The sequence below is a fragment of the Devosia sp. genome, from assembly GCF_017744655.1.
In the GTDB taxonomy this organism is placed as follows: domain Bacteria; phylum Pseudomonadota; class Alphaproteobacteria; order Rhizobiales; family Devosiaceae; genus Devosia.
The window spans coordinates 255,456-274,526 of the sequence record NZ_JAGIAW010000009.1 but is presented as its reverse complement, the minus strand read 5'-3'; the positions used below and the strand labels follow the sequence as shown (position 1 = coordinate 274,526).

Below are 19,071 nucleotides of genomic sequence, written 5' to 3'. Positions count from 1 at the left end.
GATCACCGAACCGGCAAAAAATCGCTCGCAGCAAAAATATGAGCCGAAGAGTGATCTAAAGGCGTTGTGCACCCGTATCTGCTTGAAACAGACGGGACCATACTATGTTTCATTCCGCCGGCGCTTTTTCCGGACCACAGCCAGCACGCCAGCGGATCGCCGTCATCGGGAGCGGCGTTTCCGGTCTCTCGGCGGCCTGGATGCTGTCCAAGACCAATGACGTGGTGCTCTACGAGGCCGAAGACTATGTCGGCGGCCATGCCCATACCGTCGATGTGCCGGGGACCGGGCCGGTGGATACCGGCTTCATCGTCTACAACGACCGGAATTATCCCAACTTCGTCGCCATGATGCGGCACCTTGAGCTTGAGAGCGTATCGACGGAAATGTCGTTCTCCGCCTCGCTCGATCAGGGCACGTTCGAATATTGCGGCGAGGGCCTTGCCGGCATGCTGGCGCAGCGCCGCAACGCGTTTCGGCCGCGCTTCTGGACCATGCTGCGCGATCTCATCCGCTTTTACCGCGAAGCGCCCTCGGTGATCGAACGGCCTGACCTGCATGGCATGACGCTCGACGAATATCTGCGGGCGCAGCGCTATTCGCGCTCTTTCGTTGATGACCATCTGCTGCCCATGGCCGCGGCCATCTGGTCGTCTTCGGCCAATGATATTCGATCCTATCCGCTGCTGGCCTTCGTGCGCTTCTTCGAAAGCCATGGCTTGCTTCTGCTGACGGCGCGCCCGCTCTGGCGCACGGTGCGGGGTGGCAGCCGGGTCTATGTCAATGCGCTGCTAAAGCAGTTTGCGGGCGAGGTGCGCCTGTCCTCGCCGGTCGCAAAAGTTTTCCGCGATGCGACAGGTGTCACCGTGCGGGATCGGAACGGCAGTGAGGATCGCTTTGATCGCATTCTGATCGCGACCCATGCCGATCAGGCGCTGCGCATGCTCGACGAGCCGGCCAAGGATGAGCGCGAGCTGCTGGGAGCGTTTGAATACACGAAGAACTTGGCCGTGCTGCATGCTGATGCCAGCTACATGCCGCGCCGCAAAAAGGTCTGGTGCTGCTGGAACTACATCTCTTCGGCTGAAGCCGAAGGAAAACCGCTCTGCGTATCCTATTGGATGAACAAGCTGCAGCATCTGGAAGGGCGCGATCTCTTTGTGACACTCAACCCGCCGGACAATCCGCGCGAGGAAATCGCCCGCTTCGAATACACGCACCCGCTTTTCGACGCCAAGGCGATCGCGGCGCAGGAAAACCTCTGGCGCATTCAGGGGCACAGGAACACCTGGTATGCCGGCGCCCATTTCGGCCGCGGTTTTCACGAGGATGGTCTGCAGGCGGGGCTCGCCGCCGCTGAGGATATGGGGGCGCTGCCGCGTCCCTGGATTGTGCCCGACCAATCCGGGCGCATCACGCTGGCGCCGCTGGCGAGCATGGTTGCATGATGACGGGCTCGGCCATCTATGTCGGGGAGGTGGTGCATCAGCGCCACCGGCCAAAGCGGCACAGTCTGCGCTATCGCGTGTTTTCGATCCTCGTGGATTTGGATGATCTTCAACAACTCAATCGTCTGAAATACTTCGGCTACGATCGAAAAGCCCTCTTTGCCTTCATGTCTGGGGACCATGGGCATGGTCAGGGGCTTCGCGACTGGGCTACGGAGCAGCTTCGCGGGGTGGGTCTGCCGGCGCCGGCGAGAATTCGCCTCCTCTGCTATCCGCGTATCCTTGGCTATGTGTTCAATCCACTGAGCGTCTGGTTTTGTGACGACAGCAGCGGAAAGCCGCTCGCGACGATCTACGAAGTGCACAACACGTTTGGCGAGCGGCACACATACGTGCTGCCTGTTGGTGGTGAGCAGGCGGCCGACAAAGAGTTCTACGTGTCGCCCTTCATCGGGCTCGACTGCCGCTATCAGTTCAAGATCGTGCCGCCGGAAGACCGGGTTCGCATTGCGATCAACGAGACGGAAGCAGGCGAACCGCTTCTCTATGCGGCCTTTTCGGGGACGCGTCGGGACTTCACCGATGCGAATCTTCTAAAACTGTTTTTCAGCCATCCGTTGATGACGCTGAAGGTGACGGCGGGCATCCATTGGGAAGCGCTGCGCCTGCTGCTCAAGGGCATTCGCGTGCATGGCCATATGCCAAAGGACCGGATCGCGACAGCCCGTTCACAGAGGCGCGAAGCCGATCACGTTTCGGAACCTGTTGCTCTGTCCAGGGATTAGCCCTTCATAACCGAAAGGAGCTTTTCATGGACTGGAACCGCGTTGAAGGTAACTGGAAGCAGGTCTCGGGCAAGGTCAAGGAACAGTGGGGCAAGCTCACTGACGACGATCTGACTGAGATCAACGGCAAGCGCGAGCAGCTCGAAGGCAAGATTCAGGAGCGCTACGGCAAGGCCAAGGACGAGGTCCGCAAGGATGTCGACACCTGGTACGATCGCCAGACTTGGCATTGACGTCAGTCTGTCGTTTGCAAAGAGGCCCCGGTTTTCCGGGGCCTTTTTTATTCCGGCAGTTTTCGACGTCCGCGGCGGGAGGCGACGAAGCCGATGAGGATGCCGGCGATGATGGCGATGGCCAGCGGATAGTGCCGCAACTGGGCAAAGATGGTCGGGGCCAGCCGCTGGTGCGGGCGCACGTCGAGCGCGGCCATCTGGCCGGGGACGAGTTGGGCGGTGATGCGGCCCAGGGGATCGGTAGCAAAGGTCAGGCCGGTATTGGCGGCGCGGAGAAGGCTCATGCCCTCTTCGACGGCGCGAAGGCGCGCGTGGTGGGCGTGCTGGGCCGGGCCGATGGAACCGTCGAACCAGGCGTCATTGGTGACATTGAGGATGAACTGGGCATTGGCGGTATCGCCGAGATCGCCCGAGAACAGCACTTCGTAGCAGATGACGGCGAGGAAGGCCGGCGTGCCCGGCAGTTCCATCAGTCGGCGACGCGCATCGCCATGCGACCAGCCATCGGCGCCCGGCACGAACTGCTTTATGCCCACGCGTGAGAGAATGTCTTGGAAGGGCAGGTATTCGCCGAAGGGTACGAGGTGGGACTTGTCGTAGCTGGCGATGATCTCGCCATCGGTATTGATGGCGACGAGTGAATTATAGGGCGCGCCCTGCGGCTTTTCGCCGTCGAGCCCGAAAATCTGGCGCGGGACGCCAGCGAGCAGGGTCGCGTTTTCGGGCAGCATGCGGGCAATGCGCGCCAGGGCATCGGGATAGGTATCGAGGAAGAAGGGAACGCTCGATTCGGGCCAGACCAGATGGGTGATGTCGGCTAGGCCCTGATCGGTCGGGTCCATCCGCATGTCCGAGAGCATGAGCAGGCGGTCGATGAGGGCGACCGGGTCGACATTGCCGAAATCGGCATGCTCATAGACCATGGGCTGGACGAGGCGCATGGCGACGTCCTGGCGTTCGGTGGAGACCGTGCCGGAGAGGCGGTTCCAGCCATAGGCGAGTTGGCCGGCAATGACGGCGAGCGCGAGGAAGAACGGAAAGAGCCGCCGGCTCATCGGGCGGTCGTCGGCGGGCCAGATCAGAGCCGGCGTCATGGCGAGGAGCGGGGCGAGGAAGGTCAGGCCATAGACCCCGATCACCGAGGCCAATTGCATCAATTCATCGGTGCCGGTCAGCGCATAGCCCAGGAGATCGAAGGGGAAGCCGGTGAGCACATGGCCCCTGGCGAATTCGGCGAGCGTGAGGAAGGACGCTAGCGTGACGATACGCGCGGCGCCGTGGCTCCAGAAAAGATGGGCGAGAGCGCTTGCGAGGCCCCAGAAGAGCGCGATCAGAGCCGCGAGAGCGGCAATCGCAAAAGGCATGAGGGCGAGCATAAAACCCCCATCGACGAAGAAGGCGGCGCCGAGCCAATGGAAGGCGACGAGGAAATAGCCCCAGCCAAACGCGAACCCAATCGTGAAAGCGGGGCCAAAAATCCGCCGGAACCAGCTACGTTTGCGCTCGGCGCCATCGAGCGCCCAGACCCAGAAGGGCATGGCGACAAAGAGCGCGGGCAGCACGAAAAACGGTGGGACCGAGAGGCCGGCAACGGCGCCGGCGACAAGCAGAATGCAAAAGCGCTGCCAGCCATGGCTGAGCATGGTGGTTTCGGCCAGCCAGGTCACGGGCTTGATCATGGTGGGGGCAGACGCGAATCACGGCACATGCCGGGGAAGGTCGCCCCGAGGACGGGGGGCGTCAAGGCAGTGGACTTGGCCTCGCGCTAGCGTTACGAGCCAAAGAGCCCGAAGGTCGCTGCCGACAGGAGCGAGAATGACGAAGCCGCCCATCACCCTAGCCATCGACACAGCCGCGCCGCGCCTGCAGCTGGCTGTTCTGCGGGCCGATGGCGGCACGGATGTGAGCGTCGACGATATTGCGACGGGCCACGCGGAAATTCTGTTCGATCGGCTGGCGGCGCTGCTTGAGCGCAACAGTCTGACTCATGCTGATATCGAGCGGGTTGCTGTCACGACAGGCCCGGGCTCGTTTACCGGGCTACGTATCGGGCTGTCTGCGGCGCGTGGCCTGGGGCTGGCGCGAAAACTGCCGGTGCTGGGGATTCCCAGTCTGCTTTCCCTTTCGCTTGGCGTCGCTTCGGGTCCGGTAACGGTTTTGCTCGATGCGCGGCGGGGCGAAGCTTATTTTCAGGCTTTTTCGGCGCCGGGTGTCACTGAAGCCGAGCCGATGCTGCTGCCCATCGAGGAAGCGCGTGGTCGCGTCGTGCCGGGTGTGACGCTGATTGAGCAGCCCTTTGTCGATCTCGCCGCCATGGTGCGCTTTGCTGGTTCGGTCGATCCGCTTTCGTATCCGCCGCACGCTGCCTATATCCGGGATGCCGACGCAAAACCGCAGGATGCGGCAAAAGTGCCGAGGCGGGTGTGATGGACAAGCTCTGGATGGCCCCGCATGGGCTGCATATCGAACCGGCCGAATTGAAGGACGCGCAGCGCCTCGCGCAATTGCATGCGCAGGGCTTTTTCCGCGGCTGGCCTGTCGCAGATTTCCTCGGCTTTCTCGAAGACAAGGCGACACCCACCTATATTGCCTGCGACGCGAAGCGCCGCATTGCCGGCTTTGCGCTGATCCGTCTCGTTGCCGATGAAAGCGAGTTGCTCACCATTGCCGTCGACCCGAAATGGCGCGGCAAGGGGGTGGGCCGGGCGCTGCTCGATGCGGTCTTTGCCGATCTGATGATGTCGCCGGCACGAAAAATGTTTCTCGAAGTCGACGAACAGAACCGGCCGGCGATTAAACTCTATGAGAGGCTCGGCTTCTCGACGATTTCATCGCGAAAAGGCTACTATGCCAAGGCCGATGGCAGCGCGGCGACCGCGCTTGTCATGACGCGCGATCTTGGGTAACCCCATGCCGAACAAGGCTAGGCAAGGAGACATGGCTTGAGCAAGACGCCGTCCGATCCGACCCTGGAAGAAGCCTGCGTGGCGCGCGGCATGCGCATGACTGATCAGCGCCGCGTCATCGCCCGGGTGATCGAGGAAAGTTTCGACCATCCAGACGTGGAAGAGCTTTATCGTCGCGCCTCGGACATTGACCCAAAGATTTCGCTTTCGACCGTCTACCGTACCGTCAACCTCTTCGAGGAAGCCGGGCTCGTCACCAAGCATGATTTCAAGGACGGTCGCGCCCGTTTCGAACTGATCCCGGACGAGCATCATGACCACCTGATCGACATCCGTTCGGGCAAAGTCATCGAATTCCGGAACGAGGAAATCGAGGCTATCCAGGAAGTCATCGCCAAGCGGCTGGGATATCGGCTCGTCGACCACCGTCTCGAACTCTATGCCGTGCCGCTGACTGACAAGGCGGGCCAAAAGGACAAGCCCGAATAATGATCCGCCGCAGCCTGTTTTTCATCTTCATCTTCCTGCCCGTCTTGATCGTGATCATCCCGCTGCAGGCGCTGGTCATTGCCCTGAAACTGCCGGTCTGGCCGGTCCTGCCGCAGGTCTTCCACAAGGTCGGCTGTTGGTTCCTTGGCCTCAAGGTGCGGGTGATCGGCGCTCCGGCGAAGGGCCGGCCGACGCTGCTGGTCTCCAACCACATTTCCTGGACCGATATCGTCGCCATCGGCTCGGTGGCACCGGTGACCTTTGTGGCCAAGCAGGAAATCGCCAAATGGCCCTTCGTGAGCATGATGGCGAACCTGCAAAAGACCATCTATGTCGACCGCACCCGCCGCTCGGGTACCGGCCGCACGGCCGAGGCCATGGGCCGGCATATGGCGGATGGCAATGCGGTGGTGCTTTTTGCCGAGGGCCAGTCCGATATCGGCACGCATGTGCTGCCCTTCCGTTCGGCGCTGGTGGGCGCGGCCCAGCACGCCATGGAAGCGGCGGGCGCGACGGAAGTGAACATTCAGCCACTGACCGTGGCCTACACGAAACTCGAGGGCCTGCCGATCAGTCGCAACGAGCGTTCGCTGGTGGCCTGGATCAAGTCCAAGTCGGTCAAGCAGAACATTGCCGAGATTCTCGGGGGGCCGCGGAAGGACGTCACCGTGGCCTTTGGCACGCCGCAGGTTCTCGCTCATGGCGCTGACCGCAAGACGGTGACCAAGGCCGCCGAAAAGGAAGTGCGCGCCATGCTGGTGGCGCTCAATCGCGACTTGCCCCTGCCGGTTTCGACGCAAGTTTAGACATTAGGCTTAACGCCGGGCTTCGCTTCGGAGTTAACGCTTCATTAGCTATGTTGGCCCGGTTCAAGGAGGCCGATATGGATTGGCAAATTATCGCTATCGTGCTGATCGCGGCATCTACGCTTTTTGCCTTTGTGCGCAGCGAGAAGCGGCACAAGGTCGCCGCCATGGCGGCGCAAGCCCGCCATTTCGCGACCGCCCCGGCCTATCGTCACAGGGCCGCCGGCACTGTTGCGCCGGCACCGGCCTATATTCCCATGGGGCTTTCGCCCTCGGACCGCATGTTTCTGCAGTCCATTGCCAGGACGGCGAAACGGAAGGGTTAGGGCGTTCAGGTTTGAACCGCAGTCGAAATCGACCTCATTCTGAGGTGCGGAGCGGAGCATAGCCTCGAAGAACAAGGTCGTGGCACCAAACCTCCACTCGACCGCCCCCTTGGTTCGAGGCTTTGCTGCGCAAAGCATCTCACCATGAGGGTTTTGTGCGTTTCCATGTCAAAGCAAAACCGAAACAATCTAATCCGCGAGGCGTGCCTTCAGCCGCCCGACGATCTTTGCCGCCTTGACCATGAGGGCGAGGTCGATGTCGCCCTCATCCATGCCATCTTCCCGCTCGATCCAGGCCGGGATGAGAATTTCGTGCCGCTGCTCGCGGCCGTCAATGGTTTCAGTGAGCACGGCCTTCACCTTTCCCGTCACCCGGTTGGCCAGCCGCGGGTGATCGTGGCGCTCGGCGAGCGCGATATCGATTAGTTCAAGACTCATATTCGGCTCCATGGGAGCCCCCATTGCCGAAACTGGCCCTAGTTGGTTCATGAGGCATTAATGCGCCGACCCGCTCATGGTTTCTCCACAAGCGGGTTTGTTCACAGCGATCATGCGATGGAATCAGACGCGGACGGCGTGCTCCACGCGGCCGGCGTCACCGAAGACGCGGATATAGCGTTCGATTTCGCTTTGCTCTCCGGTCGCCTTGGCCGGATTGTCCGAGAGTTTTACCGCCGGGCGGCCATTGGCTTCGCTGACCTTGGCGACGATCGAAATCGGATCGAGGCCGCGATTGGGTTCGGGCGAACAGCCTTCAAAGTCATTGGTGAGATTGGTGCCCCAGCCAAAGCTCATGCGCACGCGACCATCGAAATGGAGATAGGCCTCTTCGATCATGTCGACATCGAGCCCGTCCGAGAAGATCAGCAGCTTTTCCTTGGGGTCGCGGCCGCGGCTCTCCCAGAATTTTATGATTCGCTCCCCGCCTTCGATGGCTGGCGCGCTGTCGGGGCGGAAGCCGGTCCAGTCGGCAACCCAGTCGGGCGCGTCGCGGAGGAAGGCGTCGGTGCCAAAGGCATCGGGCAGGACGATGAGGAGGTTCCCACCATAATAGCTCTTCCAGTCCTGCAGCACGCGATAGGGCGCCTCGCGCAGCTCGTCGTCGGAACGCGCCAGCGCTGCGAGGACCATGGGCAGCTCATGGGCATTGGTGCCCAGCGCCTCGAGGTCGGTGTCCATGGCAAGCTTCACATTGGACGTGCCGGTGAAATTTTCGCCGATCCCTTCCTTGAGCGCTTCCACACACCAGCGCTGCCAGAGGAAAGAGTGGCGGCGGCGGGTGCCGAAATCGGAAATTTTCAGGTCCGGCAGCTTTTGCAGGCGTTCGACCTTTTCCCACATCTTGGCCTTGGCGCGGGCATAGAGCACGTCAAGGTTGAATGGGCCGTAGCTCTTCATCGCGGCGCGCGAACGCAACTCGTTGATGATGGCGAGGGCGGGGATTTCCCACATCGAGGTTTCGACCCAGAGGCCGGGGAATTCGAGCACGAACTGACCGTCGCGCTTTTCCAGGCGATATTCGGGGAGCTGGAAATTTTCGAGCCAGCGGAGGAACCCGGGCTGGAAAATCTGCTTGGAGCCGTAAAATGTGTTACCGGCCAGCCAGATCATCTCTTTCTTGGAAACGCGCAGCGTACGGCAATGGTCGAGCTGGGCACGCAGCTCGTCGATGTCGATTTCATCGGCGAGACGGACGGATTTGGTGCGGTTGATCAGCGAAAAGGTGGCGTCGACCTTGGGGTAGAGGCCCCAGATCATCTGCAGCATGAGGAGCTTGTAAAAATCCGTGTCGAGCAGGCTGCGGATAATCGGATCGAGCTTCCAGGTGTGGTTGTAAACGCGCCGCGCAATATCGGTATAGGTAGCCATCTCGTCCCCACTTCGCGACGCGTCTTGTAGCGCGGGACGCCTCGGCTTGAAAAGCCGCGGAAGCCTTGGGGCGTCCAGTGCGGCCCCGGCGAGGTGCCGGGACCGTGTTTGTGATCAGGGCCGGCTGGCCCATTCAAGTAAGCTCGCAAGGCTCACGAAGGGGATTTCGGCCCTTTCGGTGAGACCGGAAGCGCAGGTCGAGACGGTCGAAACGCCGAGCGTGCAATTGTCTGGAATGTCATTGTGAACGCGTCTCGTGGCGTGGGCATTGAGTTCGGGCAGGAACAGGCCCTTGTCCCCGGCATAGCCGCAGCAGGTGATCGAGGAGAGCACGGCGAGCTTTTCGGCGCAGGCCGCTGCTACGGCTTCCGTCGCCGGCTGTTCGGCAAGGCGTTGCGCCGAGCAATTGTGATGCACGGCGACGACAGGCAGTTTTTGCGTGATCGCCAGTTTTGGCAGCACATGGGTGACGAGGAACTGCGCTGAGTCGGCGACCGGCGCATCGCCGGGGAATTCCTTCAAATGCTTGGCGCAGGTGGAGGCGTCGGTGACGACATTGAGTCGACCGGCGTCGGACAAGGACGAAAGCTCGGCCTTGAGGGCCTTGCCGACTTCGGCAGCTTGCTCGGGAAAACCCTTGGACTGGAAGGGTTGGCCGCAGCATTGGCCCGTCAGATGGTCGGGCACGATAACGTCGTAACCGGCGCGTTCGAGGAGGGCCATCATTGCCGCGGGCGTGTCGAGCAGGTCATGCTCAGTTTTCGGCGCGCCGAACATGCGGCTGGGGCAGGCGGGGAAATAGACGATCTGCGGCCGGCCCGTCTGCGCGGTGGGGACCGGGAAGCCGGTTTTCCGCGGGTCTTGTCGGTTGTCGCGGGCGCGTGGGGCGCCGGGACCGTGGTGGAGGGCACGAGACACGCGGGGCACGCGCTTGTTGGTCAGGCGTCGGGCCGTCTCGGTGATCGCCTCGACGGCGGGCGCCGGGATGATCGTGCGGGCCGCATCGGCAAGGGCGACGCCGCCGCGCATGGCGCGTTCCACCGTGCCGCGATGGTCGGCGGCGAGGCGGGCGACGGTGTGGGCCGTGCCGCCGCGGCGGCGGGCGCGTTCGCCCAGGATGAGTGTGCCGGTTTCGATGCCGACCGGACAACGCAGCGAGCAGAGATTGCAGGCGGCGCAGGTGTCCATGCCGGCATATTGGAAATCTGCCTCGAAGCGCGCGAGGCGGGCCGGATCTTCGCCCGATGCACGCAGGCGGGCGCGTTCGCGGGTGACGGCGATGCGCTGGCGCGGGGTCAGGGTCATATGGTGGCTGGGGCAGGCCGGCTCGCAGAAACCGCATTCGATGCAGAGGTCGACGATTTCGTCGGCGAGCGGCATGACCTTCAGGTTCTTGACGTGAATTTTCGCGTCGTCATTGAGCAGCACGCCGGGATTGAGCAGGCGTTCGGGATCGAAGAGAGCCTTGATGCGATGCATGATCGCATAGGCTTTTGAACCCCATTCGGCCTCGACGAAGGGTGCAATGGCGCGGCCGGTGCCGTGCTCGGCTTTCAGCGAGCCGCCATAGCGCAGCGATACGAGCTTGCTCAGCTCCTGGTTGAAGGTGTCGAATTTTTCCGCGGCGCCGGGTTTGGAAAAATCGTCGCCCATCTGGAAATGGAGGTTGCCGGCGAGCGCGTGGCCGAAAATGACGGCGTCGGTATAGCCGTGCTCATCGAGCATGGTGCGGAGGTCGACGACGAATTCGGCGAGCTTTTCGATCGGGGCGGCAACGTCCTCGGTGAGCATGATCGTGCCCTTGGGGCGCGCGGCGCCGGCCGAGGTGAAAAAGCCTTTTCGAATGTCCCAGAGGGCGTGGCTGCGATGCTCGTCCGTCGAGAGATCGATATGCGTTGCGCCATGGCGGGCGAGAAGGGCGTTGGCTTTTGCCACTTCCATTTCGAGCGTCGCGGCATCGGGGGCCGTGACGTCGATCAGCACGGCCGGCGAATTGTCCGTCAGCCAGGGCAGCAGCGGAGCCATGGGCGCAAGATGTTCGACCGTGGCGAGGGCGCGGCGCTCGATATATTCGGCGGCGGTGACGCCTGTTGTCACCTGCACGCCGCCATTGGCCATTTCAATGATGGCGCGGCCGGCTGATTGCGGATCGGGGAAGGGGATCAGCCCGGTCGCCTTGAACGGGTGTTCGGGCACGGTGTTGTAGGTGACTTCGGAGACGAAGCCCAAAGTGCCTTCGGAGCCCACCATCAGGTGGATCAGGATGTCGAGCGGGTCGTGGTAGTCGACCAGGGCATTGAGCGAATAGCCGACGGTGTTCTTGATCCGGTATTTGTGGCGGATCAGGGCGACGAGTTCATCGTCTGCCATGACGTCGTGATGGAGCTGGTGCAGGCCTTCGAGCATGCGGCCATGGCTCACGCGAAACGCGTCGCGGCTGGCGGCATCGCCCGAATCCAGCATCGTGCCATCGGTGAGGACGATCCGCAGGCGATCCATGGTGTGATAGGTGTTTTGGGCGACACCGCAGCACATGCCCGAAGAATTGTTGTTGACGACGCCACCGATCTTGCAGGTCGCCTGGCTCGCCGGGTCCGGCCCGATCTTTTTGTCAAATTGCTTCAGCGCCCGATTGGCCTCGGCGACGATGATGGCTGGCCCCAGCGTGATCTTTTCAGCGCCGGGCTGGATATCGAGCTTGCGCCAACCATCGCCCAAAACCGCGAGTACGCCATCGGTGACGGCCTGGCCCGAGAGCGAGGTGCCGGCGGCGCGAAACGTGACAGGGAGCCCCTCGGCGCGGGCGGCCTTGAACACTTCACGCACATCGTCTTCGGAATTGACGAAGACCACCACGGCCGGAATCAGCCGGTAGGAGCTGGCGTCGCCGCTCCAGGCATAGGTCATCAAGGGGTCGGTATGGATAGCGCCGCGCACCAGGGGTTTTAGGCGCGCCGCAACGCGCTCGCCGGCGGCGAGGCGATCGGGTGTGGGGGCTGTGGGCTGAATCGAAAAGAGAGGGGCTTGCTGCATGGGTTGAAGCTAACATGTTAGCTACGCGGCTGGCGAGGGTGTTTGAGAAAACGCCGCCGCTCCATCCCGCCGCTCAGCTCGGGATTGCCCAGACCAGAGCCGCAAGATTGAACAAGGCCGTGAGGGCTGGACCGAAGGTCTTGAGACGATCCTTTGTGGTGGTGCCGATATAAGCGTCTGCCGCCTGCACGATGATCATCATGGTGGCGATGGCGAAGAGCCAGCCGGCCTACTGCAAAACTAAGGCCGCTATTGCACCAAGCAGCAATGCTGCGCTTCTGCCGCCGGCATAGAGCGCAAGAGTTTTGGCCTCGCCCCCGGCGGTTCGAAGTGCAGCGACCGAATAGCCGAAGCTGACGGCGGCGCTGATTGCCGTGATGATGGCGCAGACAAGATAGGGCCGGGTCATGGCATTCCTTGAAACGAGCTGCGGTCCGAAAAGATGTGCTGGCTAGAGCGGTGGCAGCGTTGCCTTTGCCCCCTTGGAAATACGCGCAATCAGGTCTTCGACCCGTTCTTCGCCGCGTCTTTCCTTGAGCACGTAGATGCCGGCGACATTCGTGCGCAGCGGTTCGGCCTGTTCCACCTCGCAAAGGCCGCTTTTGGTGAAGGCGTCGCGCATCACATGTGTGTGTGTGAGCACGGCCTGGGTCGAGAGGGCGTAGTCGATGCAGGCGGCGAGAGAATTGGAGCGGAAGGCATAATGGGTGCGGTCGAACACGGTTTCCGCTCGGGTGCGGCGCCGCGAAATGTCGAAGAAACGCTCGTGCCGGCTTTCGGCTAGCGAGCTGATGATCTGCGGATAATCGTTGATCTGCGCCCGGCTGCGCGGCGCCCCCAGCAGCGGGTGCTGCTTATGGACAAAGTGAGCGTTGTAGACCCGGCTCAGGGGGATGAAATCGGTACCGATGCTGGGATTGAGCCCGTCGATTTCGTGCGCGAGGAAAAGCGAAATATCGCCCGAGAGCATCTGGTCGAGAAGGCGGAGCTGGTTGCCGAGGCTAACCTGCACGGGTGCCTTGGGAAATTCGTGCTGATAGGCGATGACCAGATCCTTGAGAAACATGGTCCACCATGAATAGCCCGAGCCCACGGTAAGCCCCCTTTCGGTGCCGCGCTGCTGGTCGGCAATGGCGCTCAATGTGTTGTCATAGAGTCGGTTCATCAGCCGCGCATTTTCGTAGAGCGTCTCGCCATAGCGCGTCAGCCGCACCCCGCGCGAGGAGCGCTCGAAGAGCGGCGCCCCAAAAGTCTCTTCGAGCTTGCGCATGTTGAAGGTGAGGGTGGGCTGGGTGATGAGGAGGGTCGTCGCGGCGCCGCTGAGCGAGCCGGCATCGGCCACCGCCAGGAACTGGGTGAGCAACTTGTCCAAAAACGATCCTCCCGACACCAGCCATAGATTTCTTCTATAATATGCCTGGCAATTTTGTAGTTTTCCAAGAGGAGATTTTGCGCCACTGTGCAGCAGAAACAAAAGGCCCCGGCGAGAAAGCGCGATGCGCGCCGCCACCGGGCAAACGGGGAGGACAGCGCCAGGACGAATCGCGCGGCAGGGGCCGCCACGCGGCGTCTCAGTCAAAGAAAATCTTCCATACAAGGATTGTTGCCCCGCGGCGCGGTCCTATGGTAGGGGTAACTGGCTGGTTATTTGTGAGGAGAGGTTTTGCGCAAAGCGGCAGGCACAGCAGTGTTGGCGATGCGCTTCATATGCTCAATACAGTAACTGGTTGGTGATTTAGCGACGGGGAGGTCGCTGGTTCGATTCGCTCCGCAAGGCTGGAGCAACAACTGTTCATGGGAGGAAACACATGACATTTCGTATGGATCGCCGTCAGTTCCTGATGGGAACTTCGGCTCTCATGGTAACCGGTGTCGCCGGCATCAGCCCCGCCTGGGCCCAGGCCGCCAATATGCGGCTGATCTTCTGGGGCGGCCAGAGCCGCGCCGACCGCACCTATGGCGTCACCGATCTCTTCGAAGCGGCAACCGGCAACAAGATCGAAGGCGAATTCCTCGCCTGGAACGATTATTGGCCCAAGCTCGCCACCCAGACTGCCGGCGGCAATGCCCCCGACATCATCCAGATGGACTATCGCTATATCGTCGAATACGCCAAGCGTAACGCCATTGCCCCGCTCGACGAATTCGTCGGTGGCGCGCTGAAGCTCGACGGTTTCGATGAAGACCAGCTCGAAGGCGGCAAGGTCGACGGCAAGCTCTACGGCATTTCGCTCGGCGCGAACTCGGTGGCGACCCTGGTCAATACCGTGGCCTTCGAAGAAGCCGGCGTCGAGCCCCCGACCAATGACTGGACGCTCGACGACATCATGACCAAGGGTGAAGCCTTCTCCAAGGCCAATATCCGCAATGGCATGAAGATGATGTCGGACGGCTCCTATACCGAGCCGATGCTGGACAACTGGCTGCGCCAGAAGGGTCTCGCGCTCTATACCGCAGAGGGCAAGCTCGGCTTTGGTGCCGACGAAATGACCGAGTGGTTCAACCTCTGGAAGACCTTCCGCGATGCCGGCGTGATCGTGGCGCCGGACGCCCAGGCTCTCGATACGGGTCCGCTCGAAACCACCATGCTTGTTTCGGGCAAGTCGGCCTTGATGCCGTCGAACTCGAACCAGCTCGTCGGTTTCCAGGCTCTCGTGCCCGACAAGCTCGACATGGTCGGCTATCCGCGCCTCGCAGCCGGTGTCGGCGGCGGTCACTACCGCAAGCCCTCGATGTTCTTCTCGGTTGCCGGCTCTTCGGCCGCCAAGGAAAAGGCTGCCGAATTCCTCAGCTTCTTCATCTCCGATCCGGAATCGGCAAAGATTCTCGGCGTCGAGCGCGGCATTCCCTGCCTGCCCGAGACCCGCGACATCGTCGCTCCGACCCTCGATGAAGCCAACCAGATCGCCCTCAATTTCGTGGCGAATCTGGGTGACCTGCTTGGGCCGCTGCCGCCGCCCCCGCCGGCCGCTGCTGGTGAAATCGATCTCTCGCTGCTGCGCGTCATCGGCCAGGAAGTGGCCTTCGGCGCCCGCACGCCGGAAGATGCTGGTCCGTACTTCGTCGCCGAAGCCACGGCCATCCTCGAACGCGCAAGCTGATTTCAAGCAAAGCCACGCGCCCTCAGGGGCGCGTGGTCGATCTTCGGTTTCAATGGCGGCGGTGCTGCAGGGGAATGCCCCTGCGGAGCGATGTCAGCCATGACCGGCCCTGCCCTTATGACCAGGTGATCGGCCTGGGGAGGACGAGCTAAGCATGACACTGCAACACGTCGCGACGTCGGCGCCGGCAGAGGCTGAAAAGCCTTCGGTCTGGCGACGCATCTGGCAACAGGATGCCCCCGGCTACCTGTTCCTCCTGCCCTGGTTCATCGGCTTTTTCGGCCTGACCCTGGGGCCGATGATCTCTTCGCTCTATCTGAGCTTCACCCATTTCGACCTGTTGACCGCGCCGCGCTGGGCTGGCGTCGACAACTATGTCCGCATGTTCACCAATGACCCGAAATTCGCCGCCTCCATGCGCGTGACGATGTTCTTCGTGGTCTTTTCGGTGCCGCTGAAACTCGCTTTTGCGCTCGGCGTTGCCCTGCTGCTCAATCGCGGCATGAAGGGTCTCACCCTTTATCGTTCGCTCTTCTACCTACCGAGCCTTCTCGGCGCTTCGGTCGCCATCGCCATTCTCTGGCGCCAGATTTTTGCTGCCGATGGCTTAGTCAACAAGTTCCTCTCCCTCTTCGGCATTATCGGGCCGAGCTGGATTTCGAACCCGAATTATTCGCTCTGGACCCTGATCGTGCTCTCGATCTGGCAGTTCGGTTCGCCCATGATCATCTTCCTCGCCGGTCTCAGGCAGATCCCGCAGGACATGTATGAGGCGGCCTCGCTCGATGGCGCCAGCAAGTGGCGCCAGTTCTGGAAGATCACCCTGCCGCTGCTGACACCGGTCGTGTTCTTCAACGCCATCATCCAGACCATCGAAGCCTTCAAGAGCTTTACGCCCGCCTTCATCATTTCGGGTGGCACGGGCAATCCGATCAATTCGACCCTGTTCTACACACTCTATCTCTACCAGGAGGCGTTCGGCTTCTTCCGCATGGGCTATGCCTCCGCGCTTGCCTGGGTGCTGCTGGCGCTCGTTGCCATCTTCACCGCCTTCTCGTTCCTCACCTCGAAATACTGGGTGCACTACGATGACTGATGCCCCCATGAAATTGACTGTGGTCGGCGCGGAAACCCCGATCTGGCGCAAGCGACTGATGTCGGTGGTCAGCCATGGCCTGCTTATAGCCGCCTCGATCCTGATGCTCTATCCGCTGCTCTGGATGCTGGCTGCGTCCTTCCGGCCGGAAAATGAGATCTTTACCTCGGCCAGCATCATTCCATCCTCGTGGAGTCTCGACGCCTATTTCCGCGGCTGGCATGGCCTCAGGACCAGCTTCTCGGTCTTTTTCACCAATAGCTTCATCGTCTCGACCTTTTCGGTGATCGGCAATGTCTTTGCCTGTTCGCTGGCGGCCTTTGCCTTTGCCCGCCTCGAATTTCGCGGCCGGCGCATCTGGTTCGCGCTGATGCTGATGACGCTGATGCTGCCCTATCAGGTGACGCTGATTCCGCAATATGTGCTGTTCCGCCAGCTCGGCTGGGTCGACACCTTCCTGCCCCTGATCGTGCCAAAATTCCTCGCGTCCGACGCCTTCTTCATCTTCCTCATGGTGCAGTTCTTCCGCGGCATTCCGCGTGAACTCGATGAGGCTGCGATGATGGACGGCGCCGGACCCTGGCGCATCTATTGGAAGATCATGCTGCCGCTCTCGACCCCGGTTCTGGCGACGGCTGCCATCTTCACCTTCATCTGGACCTGGGACGACTTCTTCGGGCCCCTGATCTATCTCAACCGGATGAGCGACTACACTGTCATGCTCGGCCTCAGGACCTTCACGGACTCGACCGGCATGTCGGACTATGGCGGGCTTTTCGCCATGAGCGTCCTCTCCATCGTGCCGATCTTCCTCTTCTTCCTCATCTTCCAGCGCTTGCTCATCGAGGGCATCGCGACCACCGGTATGAAGCGTTAAAACTATGTCTGACCTGAAATTCGCCGCCATCGGCATCAACCACGCGCACATCTATGGGCAGGTCGACTGCCTGAAACGCGCCGGCGCAGAATTCGTCGCCTTCCACGCCGTGGAAGACGATCTCGCCGCCACGTTCGGTGCCAAATATCCCGAAGCCAAGCGGGTGTCAGATCCGCGCGCCATTCTCGAAGATGCGTCTGTCCAGATCGTCGTCACTGCCGCCATTCCGGGTGACCGCGCCGATATCTGTCTTGCCGCCATGCGGCACGGCAAGGACGTGCTCACCGACAAGCCGGGCATGACCACCCTTGCCCAGCTTGACGAGATCAAGCGCGTGCAGAAGGAAACCGGCCGCATCTTCTCCGTGCTCTATTCCGAGCATTTTGAAGTGCCGGCCACCGTCGAAGCCGGCAATCTCATTGCCAAGGGCGCCATCGGCGAGGTGATCAACACAGTGGGTTTGGGGCCGCACTCGCTGCGCCTCAACAATCGCCCCGACTGGTTCTTTACCCGCAATCGCTACGGCGGCATTCTCTGCGATATCGCCAGCCACCAGTTCGAACAGTTCCTGTTCTTCTCCAATGCCAATGATGGGGAAGTGATCTCCTCGAGCGCCTACAATCGCAACCATCCGCACCGTCCCGGCCTGCAGGATGTGGGCGATGCCCATGTCCGCACCGAGCGCACGACCGGCTATATCCGCGTCGACTGGTTCACCCCCGAGGGTCTGCCCACCTGGGGCGATGGTCGCCTGACCATTTTGGGCACCGAAGGCTATATCGAACTCCGGAAATATATCGATGTCGCCGGCAAGCCTGGCACCGACCATCTGTTCCTCGTCGACAAGAAGGGTGTGCAGCATATCGACTGCTCCCAAGTCGACCTGCCCTTCGGCCGCCTCTTCCTTGATGACGTCAGAAACCGCACCGAGACGGCCATGCCGCAGGAGCGTTGCTACAATGCCATGAAAATGGCGCTGACTGCCCAGGCCAAGGCCGAACAGGGTACGGAGTGGGTGAAATGAGCCGGATTCTCAATGTTGCCGTCGTCGGCTGCGGTATTGGCCGCTCGCATATTGTGGAAGGCTATCTGCCCAATTCCGACAAGTTCAAGGTACTGGCGCTCTGCGACCTCGATCCCGAGCGTCTTGCCAAGATTGGCGATGAATTCGGCGTCGAACGCCGCATCACCAATTTCGACGACCTGCTCACCATGGACGACATAGACGTGATCGACGTCTGCACCCCGCCCGGCGTGCATTTCTCCATGGTCACCAAGGCGCTCGCCGCCGGCAAGCATGTCGTCTGCGAAAAGCCGCTCGTCGGTTCGCTCGCTCAGATCGATGAGATCGTGGAAGCCGAAAAAGCCGCCAGGGGCAAGCTGATGCCGGTGTTTCAATATCGCTTCGGCGATGGCATCGAGCAGGCCAAGAAGATCATCGACTCCGGCATTGCCGGAAAGCCCTATGCCGGCACGGTCGAAACCATGTGGCGCCGCGAGGCTCCCTATTATGCTGTGCCCTGGCGCGGCAAGTGGAAGACCGAACTCGGTGGTGTGCTGATGGGCCATGCTATCCATCCGCATGACATCTTTACCTATCTCATGGGCGACATTTCGCGCGTTTTTGGCCGCGTGGCGACGCGCGTTAATCCGATCGAGGTGGAAGACACCATTTCCGCTTCGCTCGAAATGAAGAGCGGCGCTTTGGCGAGTTTCACCGCGACTCTGGGTTCGGTGGATGAGATCACCCGCATCCGCCTGCAGTTCGAAAATGTCACCATCGAGAGCGACCACGCGCCCTATAATCCGGGCCACGCACTCTGGAAGATCCTGCCGCGCAATGATGAGGTGAAAGCGAAAATCGAGGCAGCGCTCGCCAATTGGCAGCATGTGCCGAGCCGGTTCCAGACGCAGATGTCCCGTTTTTACGATGCCATCGACGGCAAGATTCCGCTGCCCGTCACGTCGGCTGACTCCCGTCGTTCGCTCGAACTGGTGACGGCCTTCTACCATTCCTCTTCCACCCACCAGGAGGTCGTTCTACCCCTGGGCCCCGACCACCCGCTCTACCAGAGCTGGGTTCCGGCCGAGTTCCGGTAAGC

At 61.5% G+C, this 19,071-nt stretch carries 20 protein-coding genes; 13 read left to right on the top strand and 7 right to left on the bottom strand.

Annotated elements, in window-relative coordinates; genetic code table 11:
* The first annotated feature begins 104 nt into the window (after window positions 1–104).
* The 3 genes from J7557_RS17700 to J7557_RS17690 are packed head-to-tail and all read left to right on the top strand — an operon-like array spanning window position 105 to window position 2,466.
* A complete protein-coding gene (locus J7557_RS17700; RefSeq protein WP_291421360.1) occupies window positions 105–1,448 on the top strand; it encodes an NAD(P)/FAD-dependent oxidoreductase in 1,344 nt (447 codons plus the stop codon).
* Window positions 1,445–2,233, top strand: coding sequence for a DUF1365 domain-containing protein (locus J7557_RS17695; RefSeq protein ID WP_291421359.1), 789 nt, complete (start codon window positions 1,445–1,447; stop codon window positions 2,231–2,233). The genes J7557_RS17700 and J7557_RS17695 overlap by 4 nt, the downstream gene beginning before the upstream one ends.
* Window positions 2,234–2,259: 26 nt before the next feature.
* Window positions 2,260–2,466 carry a CsbD family protein gene (locus tag J7557_RS17690; protein WP_291421358.1) on the top strand — a complete coding sequence of 69 codons (207 nt, stop codon included), beginning with the start codon at window positions 2,260–2,262 and terminating at the stop codon, window positions 2,464–2,466.
* Between the two features lie 47 nt (window positions 2,467–2,513).
* Here the strand turns inward: J7557_RS17690 and lnt are convergent, their stop codons facing one another.
* Entirely contained in the window at window positions 2,514–4,145 is a 1,632-nt protein-coding gene (gene lnt, locus J7557_RS17685) for an apolipoprotein N-acyltransferase (RefSeq protein WP_291421357.1), read from the bottom strand.
* Window positions 4,146–4,281: 136 nt separating this feature from the next.
* On the opposite strand from lnt, the gene tsaB reads away from it, so the two are divergent.
* From tsaB to J7557_RS17660, 5 genes are all read left to right on the top strand, one after another.
* The gene (gene tsaB / locus J7557_RS17680) at window positions 4,282–4,893 is read left to right on the top strand and encodes a tRNA (adenosine(37)-N6)-threonylcarbamoyltransferase complex dimerization subunit type 1 TsaB (protein WP_291421356.1); all 612 of its coding nucleotides are present in this window, start codon (window positions 4,282–4,284) and stop codon (window positions 4,891–4,893) included.
* Window positions 4,893–5,372, top strand: a complete 480-nt coding sequence (gene rimI, locus J7557_RS17675) for a ribosomal protein S18-alanine N-acetyltransferase (protein WP_291421355.1) — start codon at window positions 4,893–4,895, stop codon at window positions 5,370–5,372. The genes tsaB and rimI overlap by 1 nt, the downstream gene beginning before the upstream one ends.
* Window positions 5,373–5,462: 90 nt before the next feature.
* A complete protein-coding gene (locus tag J7557_RS17670; protein WP_291421440.1) occupies window positions 5,463–5,861 on the top strand; it encodes a Fur family transcriptional regulator in 399 nt (132 codons plus the stop codon).
* Window positions 5,861–6,667, top strand: a complete 807-nt coding sequence (locus J7557_RS17665; protein WP_291421354.1) for a 1-acyl-sn-glycerol-3-phosphate acyltransferase — start codon at window positions 5,861–5,863, stop codon at window positions 6,665–6,667. The genes J7557_RS17670 and J7557_RS17665 overlap by 1 nt, the downstream gene beginning before the upstream one ends.
* 77 nt (window positions 6,668–6,744) lie before the next feature.
* Complete coding sequence (locus J7557_RS17660) at window positions 6,745–6,993, top strand: hypothetical protein (RefSeq protein WP_291421353.1); 249 nt, start codon at window positions 6,745–6,747, stop codon at window positions 6,991–6,993.
* Between the two features lie 189 nt (window positions 6,994–7,182).
* Here the strand turns inward: J7557_RS17660 and J7557_RS17655 are convergent, their stop codons facing one another.
* The 6 genes from J7557_RS17655 to J7557_RS17630 all read right to left on the bottom strand — a co-directional run bounded on the left by J7557_RS17655 (window position 7,183) and on the right by J7557_RS17630 (window position 13,267).
* Window positions 7,183–7,431, bottom strand: coding sequence for a hypothetical protein (locus J7557_RS17655; protein WP_291421352.1), 249 nt, complete (start codon window positions 7,429–7,431; stop codon window positions 7,183–7,185).
* 123 nt (window positions 7,432–7,554) lie between these two features.
* Window positions 7,555–8,862, bottom strand: coding sequence for a nicotinate phosphoribosyltransferase (gene pncB, locus J7557_RS17650; protein WP_291421351.1), 1,308 nt, complete (start codon window positions 8,860–8,862; stop codon window positions 7,555–7,557).
* 114 nt (window positions 8,863–8,976) lie between these two features.
* Complete coding sequence (locus J7557_RS17645) at window positions 8,977–11,895, bottom strand: FAD-binding and (Fe-S)-binding domain-containing protein (RefSeq protein ID WP_291421350.1); 2,919 nt, start codon at window positions 11,893–11,895, stop codon at window positions 8,977–8,979.
* Window positions 11,896–11,968: 73 nt separating this feature from the next.
* Window positions 11,969–12,097 carry a hypothetical protein gene (locus J7557_RS17640; protein ID WP_291421349.1) on the bottom strand — a complete coding sequence of 43 codons (129 nt, stop codon included), beginning with the start codon at window positions 12,095–12,097 and terminating at the stop codon, window positions 11,969–11,971.
* Between the two features lie 27 nt (window positions 12,098–12,124).
* Complete coding sequence (locus J7557_RS17635) at window positions 12,125–12,304, bottom strand: hypothetical protein (RefSeq protein ID WP_291421348.1); 180 nt, start codon at window positions 12,302–12,304, stop codon at window positions 12,125–12,127.
* Between the two features lie 42 nt (window positions 12,305–12,346).
* Entirely contained in the window at window positions 12,347–13,267 is a 921-nt protein-coding gene (locus tag J7557_RS17630) for a LysR family transcriptional regulator (RefSeq protein ID WP_291421347.1), read from the bottom strand.
* Between the two features lie 436 nt (window positions 13,268–13,703).
* Here J7557_RS17630 and J7557_RS17625 point away from each other — a divergent pair, with 436 nt between their 5' ends.
* The 5 genes from J7557_RS17625 (at window position 13,704) to J7557_RS17605 (ending at window position 19,069) form a co-directional block, all read left to right on the top strand.
* Window positions 13,704–14,996, top strand: coding sequence for an extracellular solute-binding protein (locus J7557_RS17625; protein WP_291421346.1), 1,293 nt, complete (start codon window positions 13,704–13,706; stop codon window positions 14,994–14,996).
* Window positions 14,997–15,150: 154 nt separating this feature from the next.
* Complete coding sequence (locus J7557_RS17620) at window positions 15,151–16,092, top strand: carbohydrate ABC transporter permease (protein ID WP_035084395.1); 942 nt, start codon at window positions 15,151–15,153, stop codon at window positions 16,090–16,092.
* A 58-nt stretch (window positions 16,093–16,150) separates the two neighbouring features.
* Window positions 16,151–16,969, top strand: a complete 819-nt coding sequence (locus J7557_RS17615; RefSeq protein WP_291421439.1) for a carbohydrate ABC transporter permease — start codon at window positions 16,151–16,153, stop codon at window positions 16,967–16,969.
* A 4-nt stretch (window positions 16,970–16,973) separates the two neighbouring features.
* On the top strand, window positions 16,974–17,993 hold the full coding sequence (locus J7557_RS17610) for a Gfo/Idh/MocA family oxidoreductase (protein WP_291421345.1): 1,020 nt from the start codon (window positions 16,974–16,976) through the stop codon (window positions 17,991–17,993).
* Complete coding sequence (locus J7557_RS17605) at window positions 17,990–19,069, top strand: Gfo/Idh/MocA family oxidoreductase (RefSeq protein WP_291421344.1); 1,080 nt, start codon at window positions 17,990–17,992, stop codon at window positions 19,067–19,069. Before J7557_RS17610 ends, J7557_RS17605 begins: the two co-directional genes overlap by 4 nt.
* Window positions 19,070–19,071: the final 2 nt, after the last annotated feature.

What these genes read in the sequence shown, in the direction of transcription:
- J7557_RS17700 (WP_291421360.1), top strand. Translation starts at nt 105, where the DNA reads ATGTTTCATTCCGCCGGCGCTTTTTCCGGACCACAGCCAGCACGCCAG.
- J7557_RS17695 (WP_291421359.1), top strand. Translation starts at nt 1,445, where the DNA reads ATGATGACGGGCTCGGCCATCTATGTCGGGGAGGTGGTGCATCAGCGC.
- J7557_RS17690 (WP_291421358.1), top strand. Translation starts at nt 2,260, where the DNA reads ATGGACTGGAACCGCGTTGAAGGTAACTGGAAGCAGGTCTCGGGCAAG.
- lnt (WP_291421357.1), bottom strand. Translation starts at nt 4,145, where the DNA reads ATGATCAAGCCCGTGACCTGGCTGGCCGAAACCACCATGCTCAGCCAT.
- tsaB (WP_291421356.1), top strand. Translation starts at nt 4,282, where the DNA reads ATGACGAAGCCGCCCATCACCCTAGCCATCGACACAGCCGCGCCGCGC.
- rimI (WP_291421355.1), top strand. Translation starts at nt 4,893, where the DNA reads ATGGACAAGCTCTGGATGGCCCCGCATGGGCTGCATATCGAACCGGCC.
- J7557_RS17670 (WP_291421440.1), top strand. Translation starts at nt 5,463, where the DNA reads ATGCGCATGACTGATCAGCGCCGCGTCATCGCCCGGGTGATCGAGGAA.
- J7557_RS17665 (WP_291421354.1), top strand. Translation starts at nt 5,861, where the DNA reads ATGATCCGCCGCAGCCTGTTTTTCATCTTCATCTTCCTGCCCGTCTTG.
- J7557_RS17660 (WP_291421353.1), top strand. Translation starts at nt 6,745, where the DNA reads ATGGATTGGCAAATTATCGCTATCGTGCTGATCGCGGCATCTACGCTT.
- J7557_RS17655 (WP_291421352.1), bottom strand. Translation starts at nt 7,431, where the DNA reads ATGAGTCTTGAACTAATCGATATCGCGCTCGCCGAGCGCCACGATCAC.
- pncB (WP_291421351.1), bottom strand. Translation starts at nt 8,862, where the DNA reads ATGGCTACCTATACCGATATTGCGCGGCGCGTTTACAACCACACCTGG.
- J7557_RS17645 (WP_291421350.1), bottom strand. Translation starts at nt 11,895, where the DNA reads ATGCAGCAAGCCCCTCTCTTTTCGATTCAGCCCACAGCCCCCACACCC.
- J7557_RS17640 (WP_291421349.1), bottom strand. Translation starts at nt 12,097, where the DNA reads ATGATGATCATCGTGCAGGCGGCAGACGCTTATATCGGCACCACCACA.
- J7557_RS17635 (WP_291421348.1), bottom strand. Translation starts at nt 12,304, where the DNA reads ATGACCCGGCCCTATCTTGTCTGCGCCATCATCACGGCAATCAGCGCC.
- J7557_RS17625 (WP_291421346.1), top strand. Translation starts at nt 13,704, where the DNA reads ATGACATTTCGTATGGATCGCCGTCAGTTCCTGATGGGAACTTCGGCT.
- J7557_RS17620 (WP_035084395.1), top strand. Translation starts at nt 15,151, where the DNA reads ATGACACTGCAACACGTCGCGACGTCGGCGCCGGCAGAGGCTGAAAAG.
- J7557_RS17615 (WP_291421439.1), top strand. Translation starts at nt 16,151, where the DNA reads ATGTCGGTGGTCAGCCATGGCCTGCTTATAGCCGCCTCGATCCTGATG.
- J7557_RS17610 (WP_291421345.1), top strand. Translation starts at nt 16,974, where the DNA reads ATGTCTGACCTGAAATTCGCCGCCATCGGCATCAACCACGCGCACATC.
- J7557_RS17605 (WP_291421344.1), top strand. Translation starts at nt 17,990, where the DNA reads ATGAGCCGGATTCTCAATGTTGCCGTCGTCGGCTGCGGTATTGGCCGC.